The sequence below is a fragment of the Achromobacter sp. GW823-FHT04E03 genome (genome assembly GCF_058796095.1).
The window spans coordinates 1,343,886-1,364,764 of sequence record NZ_JBXAIJ010000001.1 but is presented as its reverse complement, the minus strand read 5'-3'; the positions used below and the strand labels follow the sequence as shown (position 1 = coordinate 1,364,764).

The 20,879-nt window shown below is 67.3% G+C and carries 14 protein-coding genes; 7 read left to right on the top strand and 7 right to left on the bottom strand.

Annotation, left to right across the window (positions count from 1 at the left end):
- Positions 1-177: 177 nt before the first annotated feature.
- Positions 178-1,782 (top strand): GMC family oxidoreductase, encoded by a 1,605-nt coding sequence (locus AC1RHV_RS06300; RefSeq protein WP_054456238.1) that lies wholly within the window; start codon positions 178-180, stop codon positions 1,780-1,782.
- A gap of 71 nt (positions 1,783-1,853) precedes the next feature.
- Here AC1RHV_RS06300 and cfa read toward each other — a convergent pair whose 3' ends face one another.
- Entirely contained in the window at positions 1,854-3,035 is a 1,182-nt protein-coding gene (gene cfa / locus AC1RHV_RS06295) for a cyclopropane fatty acyl phospholipid synthase (RefSeq protein ID WP_306652806.1), read from the bottom strand.
- A gap of 292 nt (positions 3,036-3,327) precedes the next feature.
- Here cfa and AC1RHV_RS06290 point away from each other — a divergent pair, with 292 nt between their 5' ends.
- From AC1RHV_RS06290 to greB, 3 genes are all read left to right on the top strand, one after another.
- On the top strand, positions 3,328-4,263 hold the full coding sequence (locus AC1RHV_RS06290) for an alpha/beta fold hydrolase (protein WP_175162245.1): 936 nt from the start codon (positions 3,328-3,330) through the stop codon (positions 4,261-4,263).
- A gap of 65 nt (positions 4,264-4,328) precedes the next feature.
- Positions 4,329-5,174 carry a 3',5'-nucleoside bisphosphate phosphatase gene (locus tag AC1RHV_RS06285; protein WP_054456240.1) on the top strand — a complete coding sequence of 282 codons (846 nt, stop codon included), beginning with the start codon at positions 4,329-4,331 and terminating at the stop codon, positions 5,172-5,174.
- A 71-nt stretch (positions 5,175-5,245) separates the two neighbouring features.
- A complete protein-coding gene (greB, locus tag AC1RHV_RS06280; protein ID WP_306652804.1) occupies positions 5,246-5,797 on the top strand; it encodes a transcription elongation factor GreB in 552 nt (183 codons plus the stop codon).
- Between the two features lie 118 nt (positions 5,798-5,915).
- On the opposite strand, the gene AC1RHV_RS06275 is transcribed toward greB, so the two are convergent.
- The 3 genes from AC1RHV_RS06275 to AC1RHV_RS06265 form a co-directional block, all read right to left on the bottom strand.
- On the bottom strand, positions 5,916-6,944 hold the full coding sequence (locus AC1RHV_RS06275) for a DctP family TRAP transporter solute-binding subunit (protein ID WP_119451268.1): 1,029 nt from the start codon (positions 6,942-6,944) through the stop codon (positions 5,916-5,918).
- A 94-nt stretch (positions 6,945-7,038) separates the two neighbouring features.
- Complete coding sequence (locus tag AC1RHV_RS06270; protein ID WP_054456243.1) at positions 7,039-8,337, bottom strand: TRAP transporter large permease; 1,299 nt, start codon at positions 8,335-8,337, stop codon at positions 7,039-7,041.
- A complete protein-coding gene (locus AC1RHV_RS06265; RefSeq protein WP_492300122.1) occupies positions 8,334-8,882 on the bottom strand; it encodes a TRAP transporter small permease in 549 nt (182 codons plus the stop codon). The genes AC1RHV_RS06270 and AC1RHV_RS06265 overlap by 4 nt, the downstream gene beginning before the upstream one ends.
- A gap of 357 nt (positions 8,883-9,239) precedes the next feature.
- Here AC1RHV_RS06265 and purL point away from each other — a divergent pair, with 357 nt between their 5' ends.
- Entirely contained in the window at positions 9,240-13,289 is a 4,050-nt protein-coding gene (gene purL / locus AC1RHV_RS06260) for a phosphoribosylformylglycinamidine synthase (RefSeq protein WP_492300120.1), read from the top strand.
- 82 nt (positions 13,290-13,371) lie between these two features.
- Here purL and AC1RHV_RS06255 read toward each other — a convergent pair whose 3' ends face one another.
- The 3 genes from AC1RHV_RS06255 to AC1RHV_RS06245 all read right to left on the bottom strand — a co-directional run bounded on the left by AC1RHV_RS06255 (position 13,372) and on the right by AC1RHV_RS06245 (position 17,336).
- Positions 13,372-15,768, bottom strand: coding sequence for a TonB-dependent siderophore receptor (locus tag AC1RHV_RS06255; protein WP_175181383.1), 2,397 nt, complete (start codon positions 15,766-15,768; stop codon positions 13,372-13,374).
- 102 nt (positions 15,769-15,870) lie between these two features.
- Positions 15,871-16,833: a FecR domain-containing protein gene (locus AC1RHV_RS06250; protein ID WP_192328462.1), complete on the bottom strand. Its 963-nt coding sequence runs from the start codon at positions 16,831-16,833 to the stop codon at positions 15,871-15,873.
- Positions 16,830-17,336 carry a sigma-70 family RNA polymerase sigma factor gene (locus AC1RHV_RS06245; protein ID WP_054456247.1) on the bottom strand — a complete coding sequence of 169 codons (507 nt, stop codon included), beginning with the start codon at positions 17,334-17,336 and terminating at the stop codon, positions 16,830-16,832. Before AC1RHV_RS06245 ends, AC1RHV_RS06250 begins: the two co-directional genes overlap by 4 nt.
- 169 nt (positions 17,337-17,505) lie before the next feature.
- Here AC1RHV_RS06245 and AC1RHV_RS06240 point away from each other — a divergent pair, with 169 nt between their 5' ends.
- Positions 17,506-19,131 carry a methyl-accepting chemotaxis protein gene (locus AC1RHV_RS06240; RefSeq protein ID WP_054456248.1) on the top strand — a complete coding sequence of 542 codons (1,626 nt, stop codon included), beginning with the start codon at positions 17,506-17,508 and terminating at the stop codon, positions 19,129-19,131.
- A gap of 249 nt (positions 19,132-19,380) precedes the next feature.
- Positions 19,381-20,853: a M20 family metallopeptidase gene (locus tag AC1RHV_RS06235; protein WP_054456249.1), complete on the top strand. Its 1,473-nt coding sequence runs from the start codon at positions 19,381-19,383 to the stop codon at positions 20,851-20,853.
- Positions 20,854-20,879: the final 26 nt, after the last annotated feature.

Sequence of the window (20,879 nt, the reverse complement as noted above, 5' to 3'; positions counted from 1 at the left end):
AAAGGGGCTGAGCATTATTTAAGTTGCTTATAAACCGTTTTTCAACAATTCATTGGACAGTTCCACCCGGCTGCGCGAGAGTCACGGTAGATGCCCGGCGCGCGCAAGGTCGCCAGAGCCGGGTCGGCTCACCCAGTCCGCAGGCGTACCGCCCCGGCAAGAAGATAAGAAGAGCTTATGGAGACATACGACTACATCATCGTTGGCGCGGGCTCGGCCGGCTGCGTGCTGGCCAACCGCCTGAGCCGCGACCCTGCCGTGCAGGTGCTGCTGCTGGAAGCCGGTGGCCGCGACAACTACCACTGGATCCATATCCCCGTGGGCTACCTGCATTGCATCGGCAATCCCAGGACGGACTGGATGTACCGCACCGCGGCGGAAGCCGGTCTGGGCGGCCGTTCCCTGATCTACCCGCGCGGCCGCGTGCTGGGCGGCAGTTCATCGATCAACGGCATGATCTACATGCGCGGCCAGCGCCAGGACTACGAGGACTGGGCCGAACTGTCCGGCGACCCCGCCTGGGGCTGGGACCAGGTGCTGCCGGTGTTCAAGCGCAGCGAGGACTATCACCGCGGCGCGGACGAATTCCATGGCGCAGGCGGCGAATGGCGCGTGGAATCGCAGCGCCTGCGCTGGGACATCCTGGAAGCCTTTGCCGGCGCGGCCGAGCAGGAGGGCATCCCGCGCGTGCAGGATTTCAACCGCGGCGACAATTTCGGCTGCGGCTATTTCGAAGTGAACCAGCGCGGCGGCTGGCGCTGGAATACCGCCAAGGCATTCCTGCGGCCGGTGCAAAAGCGTCCGAACCTGCGCGTGATGACGGGCGCCCATGCCGAGCAACTGGTGTTCGAGGGCAAGCGCTGCGTCGGCGTGCAGCTGCGCCGCAACGGCCAGAGCGCTACCTTGCGCGCGCGCCGCGAGGTGGTGCTGGCGGCTGGCGCGGTCAACACGCCGCACCTGCTGGAACTCTCCGGCGTGGGCGAGCCCGCGCGCCTGCGCGAAAGCGGCATCGCCTTGCAGCACGCCTTGCCGGGCGTGGGCGAGAACCTGCAGGACCATCTGCAACTGCGCGTCATCATCCAGGTGCAGGGCGTGAAGACGCTGAACCGCATCGCCTCCACCTGGTTGGGCAAGGCCGGCATCGGCCTGGAGTACCTGCTCAAGCGCAGCGGCCCGATGAGCATGGCGCCGTCGCAGTTGGGCGCGTTTGCCAAGTCGGATCCGGGCCAGGCACGCGCCAACGTGGAATTCCACGTGCAGCCGCTGTCGCTGGGCGCGTTTGGCGAACCGCTGCATGGCTTTGACGCCTTCACCGCCAGCGTGTGCAATCTGCGGCCGACCTCGCGCGGCAGCGTGCATGCGCAGGGGCCGCAGGGCGCGCCGGCCATCACGCCCAGGTATCTGAGCACCGAGGAAGACCTGCGCGTGGCGGCGGACTCGATCCGCCTGGTGCGGCGGATCGCGGCGGCGCCAGCCTTGCAGCGCTACCAGCCGCAGGAGTGGCTGCCGGGACCTGCGTTCCAGACGGACGCCGAGCTGCGGGAAGCTGCCGGCAAGATCGGCACCACCATCTTCCATCCGGTAGGGACCTGCGCGATGGGACGCGACGCGGACGGCGGGGCGGTGGTGGACGCGCGGCTGCGCGTCCATGGCCTGGAGGGCCTGCGTGTGGCCGACGCCTCGGTGATGCCTTTGATCACGTCGGGCAACACCAATTCGCCGACCATCATGATCGCGGAGCGGGCCGCCGACATGATCCGCGAGGACGCTGCAGGGCGCTGAATCTACCGTGGGCGCGGCAGAAAAGAAAGCCGCCCTTAAAGGGCGGCTTTCTGGCGATGGCGTCACCGCGTTCAGCGCAGCGAACGGTACATTTCCTGGCGTTGCGGGTGGGTCAGCATCACTTGCCAGAGCTGGCCCTCGCGCGAGCGGAAAAAGCCCGCGCAGCACATCAGGTAGTACTTCCACATGCGGTAGAAGCGGTTGCCGTAGCGCGATTCCAGTCCGGGCCAGGCGCGTTCGAAGTTGTCCCACCAGGCCATCAGGGTACGGTCGTAATCGGCGCCGAAGTTGTGCCAGTCTTCAATGATGAAGCGGCCTTCCACGGCGGTGGCGATCTCGCGCGCGGACGGCAGCTTGCCGTTGGGAAACACGTAGCGGTCGATCCAGGGATCGGTGCTCTGGCTGGTGGAGGCGATGCCGATGGTGTGCAGCAGGAACACGCCGTCCGGCGCCATCAGGCGCTGCACGTTGCTGAAGTAGGTGTCGTAGTTCTTGGGGCCGACATGCTCGAACATGCCCACCGACACCACCTTGTCGAAACTACCCTGCAGGTCGCGGTAATCCTGCAGCAGCAGTTGCACGGGCAGGCCCTGGACCCTTTCCTGCGCCAGGGCCAGTTGCTCCTTGGACACGGTCACGCCGGTGACCTTGACGCCGTAGCGTTCGGCGGCAAAGCGCGCCAGTCCGCCCCAGCCGCAGCCGATGTCCAGCAGCGTTTCGCCTTCGCGCAGCTGCAGCTTGCGGCAGATCATCTCCAGCTTGGCCAGTTGCGCTTCTTCCAGCGTCTGGGCGTTTTCCCAGTAGGCGCAGGAGTAGATCATGCGGCTGTCCAGCATGGCCTCGAACACGTCGTTGCCCGCGTCGTAATGCTGTTCGCCGACCTCGAACGCGCGGTTCTTGGACTGCAGGTTGAACAGCTTGTGGCGCAGGTGCTCGGCGATCAGCTTGACGCGCGCCAGGCCCAGCGCCGCCGACCCCATGTCGGCGCGCAGCAGGCGGGTGAACAGTTCGTCGAGCTGGTCGCAGTCCCATTCGCCGTCCATGTAGGATTCGCCCAGGCCCAGCGACCAGCTGGCGAAGACGCGCTCGTACATGTGCTTGTCATGAACCTGTATGTCCCAGGGGCGGTTGCCGTTGATGCGGACATCGGCGCGGGCCAGGACGTCCTGGAGCACTTTGGGAGGTTCGGGGGGAGGGGAACTGGCGGATTGATGGCCGGCGGCCAACGGCGAGGAAGGACTGCTCTGCTGCATACGGACTCCATATCAATTTTGGGATGACTGATCTGGCAATGCTTGAAACTTCCGAGTCTGATCCTAACAGGTCCGCAACTCCAATTTAATGATTGGATCGCCTCGATAGGCAAAGGCACCCCGCGGTGCGTGGAGGTGGGGGCGGCGATCCGGATGCAAGGATCGTAGCGACGACCGGGCCGATAGTCCAGAACCCCACCGCCGGGTGTTGCGGCGGCGCAGCCTGCCGTCCTATAAGATACCGGCCTGGCGCGCCTTCGCCATGGCGCGCAACGACTCGTGGAGTGTATCGATGGTGGACGCCAGCCTGGAACCCCGTTTGGATTTCGTCACATGCGCCAGCCCGGCGGGCCTGCACCGCATGGCCTACTGGGAATGGGGCGACCCGGGCAACGACCAGGTGCTGGTCTGCGTACATGGCCTGACCCGCAGCGGGCGGGACTTCGATACGCTGGCGCGGCGGCTGGCGGGGCGCTATCGCGTGGTCTGCCCGGACGTGGTGGGACGCGGCCGTTCCGACTGGCTGGCCAATCCCGCGTTTTACACGGTGCCGCAGTACGTCTCGGACATGGTGACCCTGCTGGCGCGCCTGAAGCCGGCGCGGCTGGCCTGGGTGGGTACGTCCATGGGGGGGCTCATCGGCCTGGCGTTGTCGGGCGCGGCCGTGTTCGCGCGCGCCATGCTGGCCATGCGCCCGCACGCGGGCATGCTGCCGCCCGAGCAAGGCTTCCACCTGGACAAACTGGTGCTCAACGACGTCGGGCCTCGTCTGGAGACGGGCGCCCTGGCGCGCATCGGCCAGTATGTGGGCGAGCCGGGCGAGTTCGCGAGCTTCGAAGAGGCCGTGGCCACCATGCGCGCCAACTCCGTCACGTTCGGCCCGCATACCGACGCGCAGTGGGCGGACCTGGCGCGCTATCTGTATCCCCAGCAGGGCGACAAATGGGTCAAGCATTACGACCTGGCGCTGTCGCAGGCCCTGGCCGCGCAGACTCCCGAGGAACTGGCGGCCGGCGAACAGATCCTGTGGCGTTCGTATGATGCCCTGCCGTGTCCCGTGCTGATCGTGCGGGGCGCGGAATCCGACTTGCTGACGCGCGCCACGGTCGAGGAAATGCTCAAGCGCAATCCGCGGGCGCAGGCCCATGAAGTGGCCGGCGTGGGCCATGCGCCCACCTTGATCTCGGACGAGCAGGTGGATCCGGTCGCGTCCTTTCTGCTGTCCTGACGGCGCCGTAAACAAGGGACGGCTCGGCGCTATCCACGCTGCCGGGCCTTCTCTACAATAGCTGGATGAACGCGCGCACATTGAATATCGACCTGCACTGCCATTCCACCGTCTCGGACGGCGCCCTCGCGCCGCGCGACGTGGCGCAGCGCGCGCATGCCAACGGCGTGGACGTCTGGGCCCTGACCGACCACGACGAAATCGGCGGCTTGGCCGAAGCGGCCCGCGCGGCGCGCGAGCTGGACATGGACTTCGCCACCGGCGTCGAGATCTCCGTGACCTGGGCGGGCGTCACCGTGCACATCGTGGGCCTGCGCTTCGACCCCGAGAACGCCGCGCTGGCCGAAGGCCTGCGCAAGACCCGCTCCGGCCGCGCCGAACGCGCCAAGCGCATCGGCGAACGCCTGGCGGAAATGGGCATGCCCGGCGCCTACGAAGGCGCGCTGCCGTTCGCAGGCAACCCCGAACTCATCAGCCGCACGCACTTCGCGCGCTATCTGGTCGAAGCCGGCTATTGCCCCGACGTGCAGACCGTGTTCACCAGGCACCTGGGCGACGACCGCCCGGGCCACGTACCGATGCAGTGGGCCACGCTGGCGGAAGCCGTGGGCTGGATCCGCGGCGCGGGCGGCATCGCCGTCATCGCGCATCCCGGCCGCTACAAGTACACGCCGCTACAGTTCGCCGCGCTGTTCGACGAATTCCTGCAGCTGGGCGGCCTCGGCATCGAGGTCAACACCGGCAGCCATACCCCGGAAGAGGCCCGCTATTATGCGGATGTGGCGCGCCGCTATGGATTCCTGGCGTCGCGCGGTTCGGACTTCCATAGTCCGAAGGAAAGCCGGGTGGACCTGGGCCGCTTGCCGGCGCTGCCGCCCGACCTCAAACCGGTCTGGCACGACTGGTTCTGACGCAGGCGGCGGCCATGTCGCCAGCCCTTGCACACAATCGACTGTAATCGCGCCCGACCGGCGCAACCGCCATGAACAAAGCCTTTGTCAAAGAGTCGGACAACGAGGACGACGACGATCTGCCGCAAGCCCAGGCGCTGCCTGCCGGCACCAAGAACTACATGACGCCCGGCGGCTACGAGCGCCTGCGCAGCGAGCTCACGCACCTGATGAACGTGGAGCGCCCCTCTGTCGTGCAGGTGGTGTCGTGGGCCGCGTCCAACGGCGACCGTTCCGAGAACGGCGACTATCTGTACGGCAAGAAGCGCCTGCGCGAGATCGACCGCCGCATGCGCTTCTTGACCAAACGGCTGGATATCGCCGAAGTGGTCGATCCGGCTGCGCAACCCAACCGCGACCAGGTGTTCTTCGGCGCCACGGTGCTGTATTCGGACAAGGCCGGCGATGAACACAACGTGACCATCGTGGGCGTCGACGAGGCCGAGCCGCTGGCGGGCAAGATCAGCTGGATCTCGCCGGTGGCGCGCGCGCTGATCAAGGCCAAGGAGGGCGACACCGTGGTGCTGCGCACGCCCGGCGGGATCGAAGAGCTGGACATCCTGGAAGTCAGCTATCCCGCATGAAAGAAAACGGGCGCCAGCTTGTGGCTGGCGCCCGTTGGTGGGCGGGATCTGACGTCCCGGCCTCGGTTGGCGGCTTGCGCCGCCGTTCCCCTGGGGCTTGCTGCTTGTTCTGGCGGGCTTACTTCTTGCGGCTGGCGATCGACTTTTCAGCCAGGTTCACCAGGTCTTCGCCGATCTGCTTCTTCCACTTGTCATAGACCGGCTTGGTCACCTTGACGAAGGCCTCGTGGTCCGCCTGCGACAGCGAGGTCACGGTCACGCCGTGGCCGGCGATTTCCTTCAGCAGCGACGGGTCTTCAGGCGTCACGCCCTTGCGCGCGATCACGATCTGCTGCTTGCCGGCGTCCAGCGCGGCCTGGCGCACGATGTCGCGGTCCTTCTCGGACCAGGAATTCCACACCTCGCGGTTGACCACGAAGATCAGCGGGTCGGCCACGTAGTTCCACAGCGTCAGGTACTTCTGGCCGACGGTGTAGAGCTTGGAACCGGTGTAGATCGACAGGGGATTTTCCTGGCCGTCCACTGCGCCGCTGGCCAGCGCCGGCTGGGCATCGGCCCAGCTCATCTGCGTGGGGTTGGCGCCCAGCGCGGTGAAGGTGTCGATGTACAGCGGCGAGCCCACCACGCGCAGCTTCAGGCCCTTCATGTCTTCGGGCTTCTTGATCTCGTGCTTGGAATTGCTGAGCTGGCGATAGCCGTTTTCACCCCAGGCCAGCGGCACCACGCCGGCTTTCTCGATGAGCTTGAACATCTCCTTGCCCACGTCGCCCTGCACCAGCGCATCGATGGCGGCATAGTCGGGCATCAGGAAGGGCAGGGAGAACAGGTTCAACTGCTTGACCTGCGGCGACCAGTTGATGGTGGAGCCCACGGCCATGTCGATCACGCCCTGGCGGATGGCGGTGAACTCGCGCGTCTGGTCGCCCTGGACCAGCGACGTGCCGGGATAGACCTTGATGTTGATGCGGCCCTGGGTGCGCTCGCGCACCAGGTTGGACCAGATCTCGGCGCCCTGGCCCCAGGGGAAGGTGGTGCCGACCACGATGGAGAGCTTGTACTCGGACTTGTAGTTCTGCGCGTGCGCGGGCGCCATGCCGACGACGGCAGCCGCGCACAGGGCTGCTCCGATCAGGTTGCGGAATTTCATGTTGCGTCTCCTCTCTTTGCGTGTCTGTTGTTGTAATGAATACCGGTACCGCCGGCCTTGGGGGCGCCCCTTGAGGTCGCCCCGTTCGGCCCTTTCAATAACCCAGCTTCTTGGGCAGCCACAGCGCCAGCTGCGGGAACACCAGCACCGCGACCAGCACCAGGAACATCGCGCCCAGCAGCCACACCACCCAGCGCACCGTGGACTCCATCGGCACGCGCGCGATGCGGCACGACACCATCAGGTTCACGGCCAGCGGCGGGGTGAACTGGCCCAGGGCGACCTTCAAGGTCAGGATCACGCCGAACCACACCGGATCCCAGCCATAGGCGTTGGCGATGGGCATGAGCAGCGGCACGAAGATCAGGAAGATGGAAATGCCGTCCAGGAACATGCCCACCGTCATCAGCAGCAGGATCAGCAGCGCCAGCACGCCCCATTCGCCCAGGCCGGAGTTGACGATGGCGTGGGTGATGGGATCGATCACGCTCAGCGTGGACAGGGCCCAGGCGAAGATGCCGGCCAGCGTCACCACCAGCATGATGACGGCGGAAAGCTCGGCGGCTTCGCGCAGGATGGTGTACAGGTCGCGCAGCTTGATGGTGCGGTGGATGAACATGCCCACGAACAGGCCGTAGAACACTGCGACCACGGCCGCTTCGGTGGGCGTGAACCAGCCCATGCGCATGCCGCCCAGGATCAGGACGGGTGCGGCCAGGCCCCATGAGGCTTCGCGCAGGCTGGCCCAGAAGGGCGGGCGGGGCAAGTGGGCTTCGAGCGCGCCCATCTTGTGCTTGCGCGCCAGCCACACCGCCGGAACGATAAGGGCGATGCCGGCCAGGATGCCGGGGATCATGCCGGCGGCGAACAGCGCCGGTACCGAGGCGCCGGGCACCAGCACCGAGTAGATGATGAAGGCCACCGAGGGCGGGATCAGGATGTCCGTGGCGGCGCCGGCCGCGACCACGGCGGCCGAGAACGAGCCCGGATAGCCGGCGCGCGACATGGCGGTGATCATCACCGCGCCCACCGCTGCGGCACAGGCCGGGCCGGAGCCGGAGATGCCGCCCAGGAACATGGCCACCGCGATCGACACCAGCGGCAGCATGCCCGGGCCGCGGCCGACGATGGCAATGGCGAAATCCACCAGCCGCTTGGCCACGCCGGAGCGGTCGAAGATCGAGCCCACCAGCACGAACATGGGGATGGCCAGCAGCGGATACTTGGCCAGGCCGGCGTAGAAGTTCTGCGGCACGGTCAACAGGCCATACCAGGGCGTGTCGAGGTTGGACAGCACGATGGCCACGGTCCCGCCCAGGCCCAGGGCCACGCCGACCGGCACGCCGATCAGCATCAGGACGATGAAGACGATGAAGAGGATGGCGGCGATCATTGCTGATCCTGCCCGGCGGCGCGTCCGCTCTTGGCGATGCGGCGCAGCGTGCCGATGGTGCGCAGCGAGATCGCCGCGGCCATCACGGGCAGCCAGATCGAATACCACCAGGTAGGCACGCCGATGGCGGGCGAGGTTTCTTCGTAGATATATTCGTCGGAAACCAGCTTCACCGACAGCACGGTCAGCAGCAGGAAGAAGGCCAGCACGCAGCCGTTGGAGATCAGCGCCATGATGCGCTGGCGGCGTGGGGAGCCGGAGTCCGCCAGGATCTCGATACGTATGTGGTGGTTGCGCACGAAGGCGACGCTGCCGCCCGCCATGGTCAGCACGATCAGCAGGAACACCGAGATTTCTTCCGTCCAGGCGAAGGACTGGTCGGTGAAATAGCGCACCAGCACGTTCAGGAAGGTGATGATGGCCAGGGTCGCCAGCAGGATCACGGCCAGCCAGTCCTCGATGGCCAGCGGTACTTTGACTGCGGGATCTGCTTCTGCGGGAATGATCGGTTCGACAGGCTCGGCGGGGGCTTCGGGGCGGGACATGTGAGGCAGCGGCCGGCGCGCGGGTAGGCGCCATGCGTTAATGGGGGTCGCTGCATCCTACCGTCGCGCCGTGGGACCGGAAGTTCGTGTTTTCCCGCGGTGCGGGATGATCGCAACATGTTGCGACGCAATATAAAACCGCAGGCAGGGCGCCGGGCGGTATTAGGAAAGATTCGCAGCGGCGCGGAGTTGGCGCGGATGCTGCTTCGCACCATCCCGGTGCGCGGCCTTCGGAATTCTTTTGTAACAATGGCCGAAACAGGGGCGTTCGGGATCGATTGAACAACGGCTCCGGGAAAACCCCCTAAACAGGTAAAATCTCTTTTTGCTCTCCTCTCTTTATACGGCGCCCGCATCGTGTCCCTAGTTCAGCATCTGCCTGGTTCCTCCGTCCTGTCCTCCTTCCGCCGCGATCGCCTCCTGGCGCAATTGAAGGAAGCCGGCTTGCCGGTGGCCGACATATCCGCCCGCTACGAGCACTTCGTCAGCACCGACGCGGCCCTGACGGCCGAACAGCAGCAACATCTGACCCAATTGCTGGACTACGGCACTCCCGCCACCGGCGACGCGCCGGCCAAGAGCCTGTCCCTGCTGGTGATTCCGCGCCTGGGCACGATTTCGCCCTGGGCCAGCAAGGCCACCGACATCGCCCACAACTGCGGCCTGGCGTCGGTGCACCGCATCGAACGCGGCGTGCGCTACGTGATCACTCCCGAGCGCGGCCTGCTGGGTACCAAGTCCTTCGACGACGCCATGCTGGCGCGCGCGGCCGACTGCCTGCACGACCGCATGACGGAAACCGTGGTGGACGCCAGCTTCGACGGCCAGGCGCTGTTCCAGCCGCTGGCCGGCAAGCCCATGCGCACGGTCGACGTGCAGGCGCGCGGCGCCGAAGCCCTGGCCGAGGCGAACATCTCGCTGGGCCTGGCGCTGTCGGACGACGAAATCGAATACCTGGCCAAGTCCTTCACCGACCTGGGTCGCGATCCGACCGACGTGGAACTGATGATGTTCGCGCAGGCCAACAGCGAACACTGCCGCCACAAGATCTTCAACGCCCAGTGGGTGATCGACGGCCAGGAACAGCCCAACACGCTGTTCGGCATGATCCGCGCCACCCACAAGGCGCAGCCCGAAGGCACCGTGGTCGCCTATTCGGACAACGCCGCCATCATGGAAGGCGGCCCCGCCCAGCGCTTCCAGGCCGGCGTGCCGGGCGTGACCGGCGAGGGCGTCGAAGGCGCCAGGTACATCCGCCGCGACACCACCGTGCACACGCTGATGAAGGTGGAAACCCACAACCACCCGACCGCGATCGCGCCGTTCCCCGGCGCCTCGACGGGCGCGGGCGGCGAGATCCGCGACGAAGGCGCGACCGGCCGCGGCTCCAAGCCCAAGGCCGGCCTGACCGGCTTCACCGTGTCGCACCTGCGCTTTGACGACGCGCTGCAACCCTGGGAAGCCGACCATCATGGCCTGCCCGGGCGCATCGCCTCGCCGCTGTCCATCATGATCGACGGCCCTATCGGCGGTGCGGCGTTCAACAACGAATTCGGCCGTCCCAACCTGCTGGGCTATTTCCGTTCGTTCGAGCAGACCGCCGGCGGCACGCGCTGGGGCTACCACAAGCCCATCATGATCGCGGGCGGCCTGGGCAGCATCGACGCAGGCCTGACGCACAAGGACGTGATTCCTCCGGGCGCGCTGCTGATCCAGCTGGGCGGTCCGGGCTTCCGCATCGGCATGGGCGGCGGCGCCGCCTCCAGCATCAGCATGGGCAGCAACTCGGCCGAGCTGGACTTCGATTCCGTCCAGCGCGGCAACCCTGAACTCGAGCGCCGCGCCCAGGAGGTCATCGACCGCTGCTGGCAGCAGGCCGAGAACAACCCCGTCATTGCGATCCACGACGTGGGCGCGGGCGGCCTGTCCAACGCCTTCCCGGAACTCGTCAACGACGCCGGCCGCGGCGCCATCTTCGACCTGAAGCGCGTGCCGCTGGAAGAATCGGGCCTGTCGCCCGCCGAAATCTGGAGCAACGAATCGCAGGAACGCTACGTCCTGTCGATCCTGCCCAAGGACCTGGAACGCTTTGACGCCATCGCCCGCCGCGAACGCTGCCCCTACGCGGTGGTGGGCGTGGCCACCGAGGAGCGCCAATTGCGCGTGGTGGACGGCGAGGGACTGCCTGGCCTGGACACGATCCGTCCGCAGGGCGAAGCCGAAGTGCGTCCGGTGGACGTGCCGATCGACGTCATCCTGGGCAAGCCGCCGCGCATGACCCGCGACGTCACGCGCCTGCCCGGCGTGTCCGCGCCGCTGGACCTGGCCGGCATCGACCTGACCGAAGCCGCCTACCGCGTGCTGCGCCACCCCACGGTGGCCAACAAATCCTTCCTCATCACCATCGGCGACCGCACCGTGGGCGGGCTGTCCAGCCGCGACCAGATGGTCGGTCCCTGGCAGGTGCCGGTGGCCGATTGCGCCGTGACGCTGGCGGACTATGAGGGCTTCCGCGGCGAAGCCATGTCCATGGGCGAACGCACCCCGATCGCCATGCTGGACGCGCCGGCCTCCGGCCGCATGGCCGTGGCCGAGGCCCTGACCAACCTGGCCGCCGCCGACGTGGCGCGCCTGGAAGACATCAAGCTGTCGGCCAACTGGATGGCCGCCTGCGGCGTTGCCGGCCAGGACGCCGCGCTGTACGACACCGTGTCGGCCGTCAGCGAACTTTGCCAGGCCACCGGCCTGTCGATCCCGGTGGGCAAGGATTCCCTGTCCATGAAGACGTCCTGGGAACAGGACGGCGAACAGCGCCAGGTGGTGGCGCCGGTGTCGCTGATCGTCACGGCATTCGCGCCCGTGGCCGACGTGCGCGCCAGCCTGACCCCGCAACTGCGCACCGACGCAGGCGACAGCGTGCTGATCCTGATCGACCTGGGCCGCGGCCGCCATCGCATGGGCGGCTCGATCCTGGCCCAGGCCTATAACCAGGTCGGCGAAACCGTGCCGGACATCGACGCGCCGCAAGACCTGCGCGCCTTCTTCGTCACCATCCGCACCCTGGCCGAGGCCGGCACCATCCTGGCCTACCACGACCGTTCCGACGGCGGCCTGTTCGCGACCCTGACCGAAATGGCCTTCGCCGGCCGCACCGGCATCTCGGTCAACCTGGACATGCTGACCTTCGATCCGCAATCGGCGGATTGGGGCGACTACAAGATCCGCCCCGAGCAGGTGGCGGTGCAGCGCGAGGAACTGACGCTCAAGGCGCTGTTCTCCGAAGAAGCGGGCGCCGTCATCCAGGTGCCGGCCGCCCAGCGCGACGCCGTCATGCAGGTGCTGCGCGGCGCGGGCCTGTCGGCGCACTCGCATGTCATCGGCGGCCTGAACGGCGCCGACGAAGTCGAGTTCTACCGCGACGGCAAGAAGGTATGGGGCCAGCCGCGCGCCGAACTCGGCCGCGCCTGGAGCGAAGTGTCCTACCGCATCATGTCGCGCCGCGACAACCCGGCCTGCGCCCAGGCCGAACTCGACGTCTGGAACGATGCCACGGACCCGGGCATGAGCCCCAACGTGGACTTCGATCCCCAGGAAGACGTGGCTGCGCCCTTCATCAACACCGGCAAGCGTCCGCGCGTGGCGATCCTGCGCGAGCAGGGTTGCAACAGCCAGGTGGAAATGGGCTGGGCCTTCGACACCGCCGGCTTTGAAGCCGTTGACGTGCACATGACCGACCTGTTGTCCGGCCGCGTGGATCTTGCTCAGGTGCAAGGCCTGGTGGCCGTGGGCGGCTTCAGCTACGGCGACGTGCTGGGTGCCGGCGAAGGCTGGGCACGCACCATCCGCTTCAACAGCAAGCTGTCGGACCAGTTCGCCGCCTACTTCGCGCGTCCCGACACCTTCGCGCTGGGCGTTTGCAACGGCTGCCAGATGATGGCTGCGCTGGCGCCGATGATCCCGGGCGCAGAGTTCTGGCCGCGTTTCACGCGCAACCTGTCGGAAAAGTACGAAGCCCGCCTGGCGATGGTCGAAGTGGCCAAGTCGCCGTCGATCTTCTTCGCCGGCATGGAAGGCGCGCGCATTCCGGTGGCCGTGGCGCACGGCGAAGGCTATGCGGACTTCTCGCAGCAGGGCGACGCCAGCCGCCTGCTGGCCGCCGCACGCTACATCGACAACCGCGGCCAGGCCACCGAAGCCTACCCGTTCAACCCGAACGGCAGCCCGGGCGGCCTGACCTCGGTCACCACCGCCGACGGCCGCTTCACGGTCATGATGCCGCACCCGGAACGCGTGACGCGCAACGTCATGATGTCGTGGGCGCCCGAGAAATGGGGCAAGGCGGACAAGGGCGGCGCGTTCAGCCCCTGGATGCGCATCTTCCGCAACGCGCGCGTCTGGCTGAAGTAAGCCAACCGCTCGCGCCGGGATGAGCTTCCCGGCGCCTGCGCGAGACGCCCCGCTATTTGGCGGGGCGTTTTCATTGCGGAGTTCAGAACTGGTACTTCACCCGGCCGATGACGCTGCGCCGGCTGCCCGGATAGCAATCGCTCAGGTCGGAGCAGGTCGCCAGGTATTCCTTGTCGAACAGGTTGGTGGCGTTGACCGACAGCGTCAGGTGCTTGTCCACCGCATAGGACACGCCCGCGTCCACCAGCGTGCGCCCGGCGATCTTCAGCGTGTTGGCGTTGTCGCCGTAGGTCGAGCCCACGTAGCGCAGGCCGGCGCCCAGGCTCAGCCCGGCCAGGGCGCTGTTGCGCACCGTGTAGTTGAGCCAGCCCGAGGCGCTGTGCTCGGGCACCAGGGCCGGACGGTTGCCTTCGGTGCCGTTGTTGGCGCGGGTGATCCGGGCGCGCACATAGGTATAGGAACCGGTGAAGTCCCAGCCATCGCCCAGGCTGAACTTGCCTTCCAGTTCCACGCCGCGCGATTGCACCTCGCCCGAGGCGACCTGGAAGCCGGGGTTCTGCAGGTCATTGGTCAGCACGTTGCTCTTCTTGATGTCGAAGACCGCCAGCGTGTAGAGCGCATTCGACCCGGGCGGCTGGAACTTGATGCCGCCTTCCCATTGGCGTCCGCGCGAGGGCGCGAACGGAGAACTGCCATTGGCCGGCGCAGAGGTTCCGGTATTGGGCAGGAAGGACTGGGCGAAGCTGACGTAGGGCGCGATGCCGTTGGGCATGACGTAGTTCAGGCCGGCGCGGCCGCTGAAGCGGCTGCCGCTTTGATCGGTGTCGTTGTTCAGGATCCGGTTTTCGGTCTTCTGGCTGTACCAGTCGTAGCGGCCGCCCAGGGTCAGCACCCAGCGTTCATCGAAGCGGACCTGGTCCTGCAGATACAGGCCGGTCTGGTGCGTGCGCTCCAGGTAGTTGGCCAGCGGTATGGTTGGCGTGGGCACGTCCACGCCATAGACCGGGTCGAACGGGTTCAGGCTGGGCGCCGGCCCCATGGTGCGCGACACGTCGGCGCTGCTGCGGTTGAAGTCCAGGCCCAGCAGCAGCGTATGGGCCAGCGGGCCGGTGCGCAGGTCGAACTGAGCCTGGTTGTCCAACGCCAGCGCGGTCATGCTTTCGTCGTAGCGCCGGGCTGTGCGGGCGATGCCGGTGGGCGTCAGGCCGGCCAGGAACATGTTGTCCAGGATCGAATCGACCCGCCCGTAGCGCAGGTTCTGCCGTACCTGCAGCGTGTCGTTGAAGCGGTGCTCGAACAGGTAGCCGATGCTCTTCTGGTCCTGGTCGTAGCGGTTGAAATTGGGATCGCCGTTGCGCAGATTGGTGGGCTTGCCGTTGACCGTGACCGTGCCGATGGTGCCGCCGGAGCGGTCGCGCAGGTACTCCGTCAGCAGCGTGAAGCGGGTCGCGGCGGAAGGAGCCCAGGTCAGCGAAGGCGCCAGGAACAGGCGGTCGTCGGAGATCCGGTCGCCGTTCGGATAGGTGAATTGCGTGTTGGCGTCGCGCGCCACGCCGATGACGCGGTACATCAGCGTGCCGTCTTCGGTCGCCGGGCCGGTCAGGTCGACCGCCGCCTGCTTGCGCTGGAAGCTGCCGTACTCCAGCTCGGCCTCGTAGTGCGGCGTGGCCGAGGGCAGTTTGCTCACGCGGTTGATGACCCCGCCCGCGTCGCCCTGGCCGTACAGCACGGAAGAGGGGCCGCGCAGCACCTCGATGCGATCCAGCGCATAGGGTTCGCTGCGGAACAGGGTGTAGCCGGAGGTCGCCTGGCGCAGGCCGTCCTTATAGTCGCTGGTGGCCTGGGCGTTGAAGCCGCGCAGCATGACCCAATCGAAACCCTTGGGGTCCACGCCGTAGGTTTCCACCGTTACGCCAGGCACGTAGCGCAGCACTTCGGTCACGCTTTGCGCGTTCTGCGCTTCCATCTGCGCGCGCGTTACCACCGAGATCGACTGCGGCACTTCCAGGATGGGCGTGTCGGTCTTGGTGCCGGCCCGGGTTTCCTCGGCTACGTAGCTGTCGGGCGCTACGCTCGAGGCCCGCACGGTGACCGGCTCCAGCGTGGAGACGCCAGCCGCGCCGGGCGGCAGCGGACGCAGCACGTAGCCGCCGCCTTCCAGGCGCGCCGCCAGGCCGCTGCCGGCCAGGATCGCGGCATAGCCCGCGTTCAGGCCATAGGCGCCGCGCAGGCCGGGACTGCGCCGGCCCGCGGTCAGGGCGCCGTCGATGGTGATGGTCACGCCCGCCTGCTGCGAATAGGCGTTAAGCACCTGGTCCAACGGGCCGGCGGGAATGTCGTAGCTTCTGGCGGCCCGCTCCTGGGGCGAGGGGGCGCCCGGTTCCGCGGCCATGGCGGCGGGGGGCGCGGCCAGCGCCAAAGCGGTCAGGGCCAGCGCCAGCGTGCTGCGGGCGGGCTTGGGAGTGGAGCGGGCTTGCATGTAGTGGGTTCCTCGTTGCGGACGTGAATGCTGCGGATATGCAGGTATCCCGAACGAGAAATAAAAAGTGCTACGGTTTTCGCGAAATTTTTTTGTGGAGGGCTATCTGGGTTCCACCACCACCCAGTAGCTCGTGTAGCGCGACACGCGCAGCGGCAGGGCTCTTGCAAGCGAGGCCAGGATCCGGTCCGTGTCGTCCAGGGCGTACACGCCCGACACGATCAGGTCGGCCACGCGCGGGTCGCAGCGGATCACGCCGCGCCGGTAGCGTCCGACCTGCTCCAGGAAATCGGCCAGGCGCAGGCGTTCGGCCACCAGTTGGCCGCGCAGCCAGGCTGGCGCCTGCTGCAAGGCGTCCGGCATCGGCTCGGCCGCCAGCGGCGTGAACGCGGCGGATTGGCCCGCGTCCAGGCGCAGGGGGCGGCCCCGGAACGGCTGGATCTCCACCGCGCCTTCATAGACGCCGACCCGTATCCGGTCGCGCTGCTGCTCCACCGTGAACCGGGTGCCCAGCGCCTGCACGTCGCCAAAGGCGGTGGCGACGAAAAAGGGGCGGCCCGCGGCGGCCGGGCCGTGGCCGGTTTGCACGTAGATCTCGCCGCGGCGCAGGACCAGCCGGCGTGTGTCGGCGGTGTACTCCATGTCCACGGCGCTGTCGCCGTTGAGTACGAGCCGGGTGCCGTCGGCCAGCGTGATTTCGCGCCGTTCGCCTACGGCGCTGCGGTAGTCGGCGGCGTAGGCCTGCCAAGGCAGGCGTTGGGCCGCCAGGCCCGCGGCGCCGGCGCCCAGGACCGCCCAGCCCATCAAGCGCAGGGCCTTGCGGCGTCCCGCCTGCCGGCCCGAGCGGGCCAGAGCCTGGGCCGATGCCTCGGGCGACACGTCCATCAGCCGCGTATCGATCCGCTGCACTTGCTGCCAGGCGCGCTCATGGTCCGGATGGGCGGCGCGCCAGCGCTGCCAGGCGGCGCGTTCGTCGGCGCTGGCTTCGCCGGACCACAGGATGACCAGCCATTCCAGTCCTTGAGCCAGTATCGGTTCGGGGATGTCCCCGTGCCGGGCGCTCACAGCGCGGCCAGGCAGGCTTGGGCGGCGCGCAGCATGTGCTTGCGCACCAGCGCCACCGACACGCCCAGGCTTTGCGCGATGTCGGAATAGGTCCGGCCCTCGAACCGGGACAGGATGAAGACCTGGCGGGCGCGGGCGGGCAGGGCGTCCAGCGCGGCGTCCACCGCCATCAGCGTTTCCAGCGCCAGCGCGCGCGCCTCGGCCGAAGGCATGTGCGCTTCGGGCAAGCTGGCCAGGGCGTCCAGGTAGGCGCTTTCCAGCGCGCGGCGGCGGTACAGGTCCACCACCAGGCCCCGGGCGATCTGGGTGAGAAAGGCGCGCGCCTGGCCGGCTTCGGGCAGCCGGCCCGAGTTCAGCAGCCGTTCGTAGGTGTCGTGCGACAGGTCCGCGGCGTCGTGGGCGCAACCCAGCCGCCGCCGCAGCCAGCCCGCCAGCCATCCGTGATGGTCGCGGTAGAGCAGGTTCAAGGCATGGTGCGCCGTGGGCTGGGTGGCCGCCGTCACGATGGGTTCCCGTCAGGTCCAAAACTGCAAATGATAATCGTTGTTAATTGTGTTGGACAAGCGCGGCGCGGAACGAAATGCCTCATGCAATCAAATGAGATGTTTAACTTTTCATTGCAACCTGTCGTAAAGCATAGGTAGCCGCTACACGCAACCCGGAGTGACCCCAATGTTCAAGAATCTCAGTATTCGCGCGGTCTTGACGACCGCTTTAGCCGTTTTCTTCGCGCTTTTCCTGCTAACCGGCATCGCCGTCCACCAGCAGCTGACCTCCAACCGCAATTCCATCGAAGTGCTGCTGGACACCAACCTGGTCCGCGCCAATGCGGTGAACGGCGCTGGCGCCGAACTGTTGCGCGCCCGCCTGGTGCTGCTGGCCGCGCAGACCGCGCTGATGGAAGGCAAAAGCCTGGACAACCTGGCCAGCATGCAGCGCCTGGACGGCTACACCAAGAAGGCCGGCGAGCTGATCGACCTAGCGCGCAAGACACCCGAAACCTCGCCCCAGGGCAAGCCGCTGCTGGACGCGGCGCTGGCGGCCTACGACGTCTATCACCGCGACGCCATCGTGCCCATGATCGCGGCCATCCGTGCCGGCAACGCACAGGATTCCAACCGCCTCAACCTGGAAAAAGTCACGCCGCTGGGCCTGACCTTTACCGCCGCCATCCAGAAGTACGTGGATTACGCCGACGAAGTCGGCCAGCGCGTGGCGCGCGACGCCTCCACCCGCATCAACGGCGCGATCGCCGTCCTGATCGGCCTGCTGGTCGTGGTGGCCGCGCTGGTGGTGGGCCTGTACGCGGTGTTCGGCCGCGCGGTGTTCCGTCCGCTGCATGAAGCCGGACGCCTGTTCGACCGCATCGCCGGCGGCGACCTGACCAACCGCATCGAGCAACGCGGCAACAACGAAATCGGCGTGCTCTACGCCGCCGTCAAGCGCATGCAGGACAGCCTGGCGCGTACCGTGTCGGCTGTGCGGCTAGGCGTGGAAGAGATCCACACCGGCGCGCGCGAGATCGCCGCGGGCAACATCGACCTGTCTTCGCGCACCGAGCAGCAGGCCGCCTCGCTGGAAGAAACCGCCGCCAGCATGGATGAACTGTCTTCCACCGTGCGCAACAACGCGGAAAGCTCGCGCAGCGCCTCGGAACTGGCCGTGGCGGCGTCCGAAGTGGCCACGCGCGGCGGCCAGGCCGTGGGCGACGTGGTCGGCACCATGCGCGGCATTGCCGACAGCTCCAACCGCATCGCCGACATCGTCGGCGTGATCGACGGCATCGCCTTCCAGACCAACATCCTGGCGCTGAACGCCGCAGTGGAAGCGGCGCGCGCCGGCGAGCAGGGCAAGGGCTTCGCCGTCGTGGCCAGCGAAGTGCGCGCCCTGGCGCAGCGCAGCGCCGCCGCCGCCAAGGAAATCAAGGGCCTGATCGACGACTCCGTGCAGAAGGTATCGGTCGGTTCGGACCAGGTGGAAGCCGCCGGCGCCACGATGCAGGAAATCGTGGTCTCGGTGCGTCGCGTGACGGACATCATCAACGAAATTTCCAGCGCATCTGAAGAACAGTCGCAGGGCATCCAGCAGGTCAACCAGGCCGTGTCGCAGATGGACAGCGTGACGCAGCAGAACGCCGCGCTGGTCGAAGAGGCCGCGGCGTCCGCAGCCTCGCTGGAAACCCAGGCGCAGCGCCTGCGCGAAGCCGTGGCCGTGTTCAAGCTGCAGACCGGCCGCGTGATCGACGCCGACGCGCCGGCCGTGGGCCGCAACGGCGAACCGGCTTTGCTCGGCGCCTGATTGCGTCGCTGACCTTGGCCCATAAGGCGGCCGGCCCGGAGGGCTGGCCGTGAACTGAACCAAAGCCCCCTGCGTGTTTGCGCCTTGGGGGCTTTGTTCATGGGCCAGATCTGCGGCCCACAGGGCGGCACCACATGGCGGCACCATTTCCCGGCGCCGACGACAACCAGGGACAAAAGGTGCCAGCCGCGCCACACAGGCATAAAATAGCGGATTGCCTACCCCCTCCCGCACACAGGATCCCGCGCCATGAACGCACGCATCCCCGAAGACGCTCTTCCTCCCACCCTGGACCCGAAGGCCCTGCAGGCTTTCGTCGACGAGAAATGGGACAACGAGATCATCCCGGCGCTGACCGACTACATCGCCATCCCGGCCAAGAGCCCGGCGTTCGACGCGGACTGGGAAAAGAACGCTTTCATCGAGCGCGTGGTGCGCGACGCCGCGCAGTGGGTCGAGGCGCAGAAGGTCTCCGGCCTGAAGCTGGAAGTGGTGCGCCTGCCGGGCCGCACGCCCGTCATCTTCTTTGACGCGCCCGCCACCCGCAGCGACAACGGCGACACCGTGCTGCTGTACGGCCACCTGGACAAGCAGCCCGAATTCTCCGGCTGGCGCGCAGGCCTCGGCCCCTGGACCCCCAAGCTCGAAGACGGCAAGCTCTACGGCCGCGGGGGCGCCGATGACGGCTATGCCGTGTACGCCTCGCTGACCGCCATCATGGCGCTGGACAAGCAGGGCATTCCGCGTCCGCGCTGCGTGGGCATCGTCGAAACCTGTGAAGAATCCGGCAGCTACGACCTGCTGCCCTATGTGGACGCGCTGCGCGACCGTCTGGGCAACGTGGCCCTGGTGGTGTGCCTGGACTCCGGCGCCGGCAACTACGACCAGCTCTGGATGACGACCTCGCTGCGCGGCATGGTGTCGGGCACGCTGGAAGTCCAGGTGCTGGACGAAGGCGTGCACTCGGGCGACTCCAGCGGCGTGGTGCCGTCCTCGTTCCGCATCCTGCGCCATCTGCTGGACCGCCTGGAAGACAGCAGCACCGGCCGCCTGCTGCCGCAGAGCCTGCATTGCGAGATCCCCGCCGAACGCGTGGAACAAGTGCACGCCACCGCGCGCATCCTGGGCGACGAAGTCTGGCGCCGTTTCCCCTGGAGCTGCGGTGCCGACGGCGGCTTCGTGCTGCCCATGACGACCGAACCCGAGCAGGCGCTGCTGAACCGCACCTGGCGTCCGACGCTGTCGGTGACCGGCGCCGAAGGCCTGCCGCCGCTGTCCAGCGCCGGCAACGTGCTGCGCCCGCGCACTGCATTCAAGCTGTCGCTGCGCCTGCCGCCGCTGATCGACGCCGTGGCCGCCTCGCAAGAGATCAAGGCCCTGCTGGAAGCCGACGCGCCCTATAACGCCAAGGTGATCTTCAAGGCCAACGAAGGCGCCGCCACCGGCTGGAACGCCCCGGCCTCGGCGCCCTGGCTGACCCAGGCGCTGGATGCGGCTTCGCAGCAATACTACGGCGCGTCCTGCGGCTACATTGGCCAGGGCGGCACCATTCCGCTGATGAGCATCCTGCAGAAGGGCTTTCCCAAGGCCCAGTTCATGGTCTGCGGCGTGTTGGGCCCCAAGTCCAACGCCCACGGCCCCAATGAATTCCTGCACGTGCCCTACGGCAAGAAACTGACCGCAGCCGTGGCCCAGACCATGGCCGCCATGCCCACCGCGTAAGCGGCGGCGACGCTCTTCAAAGCGCG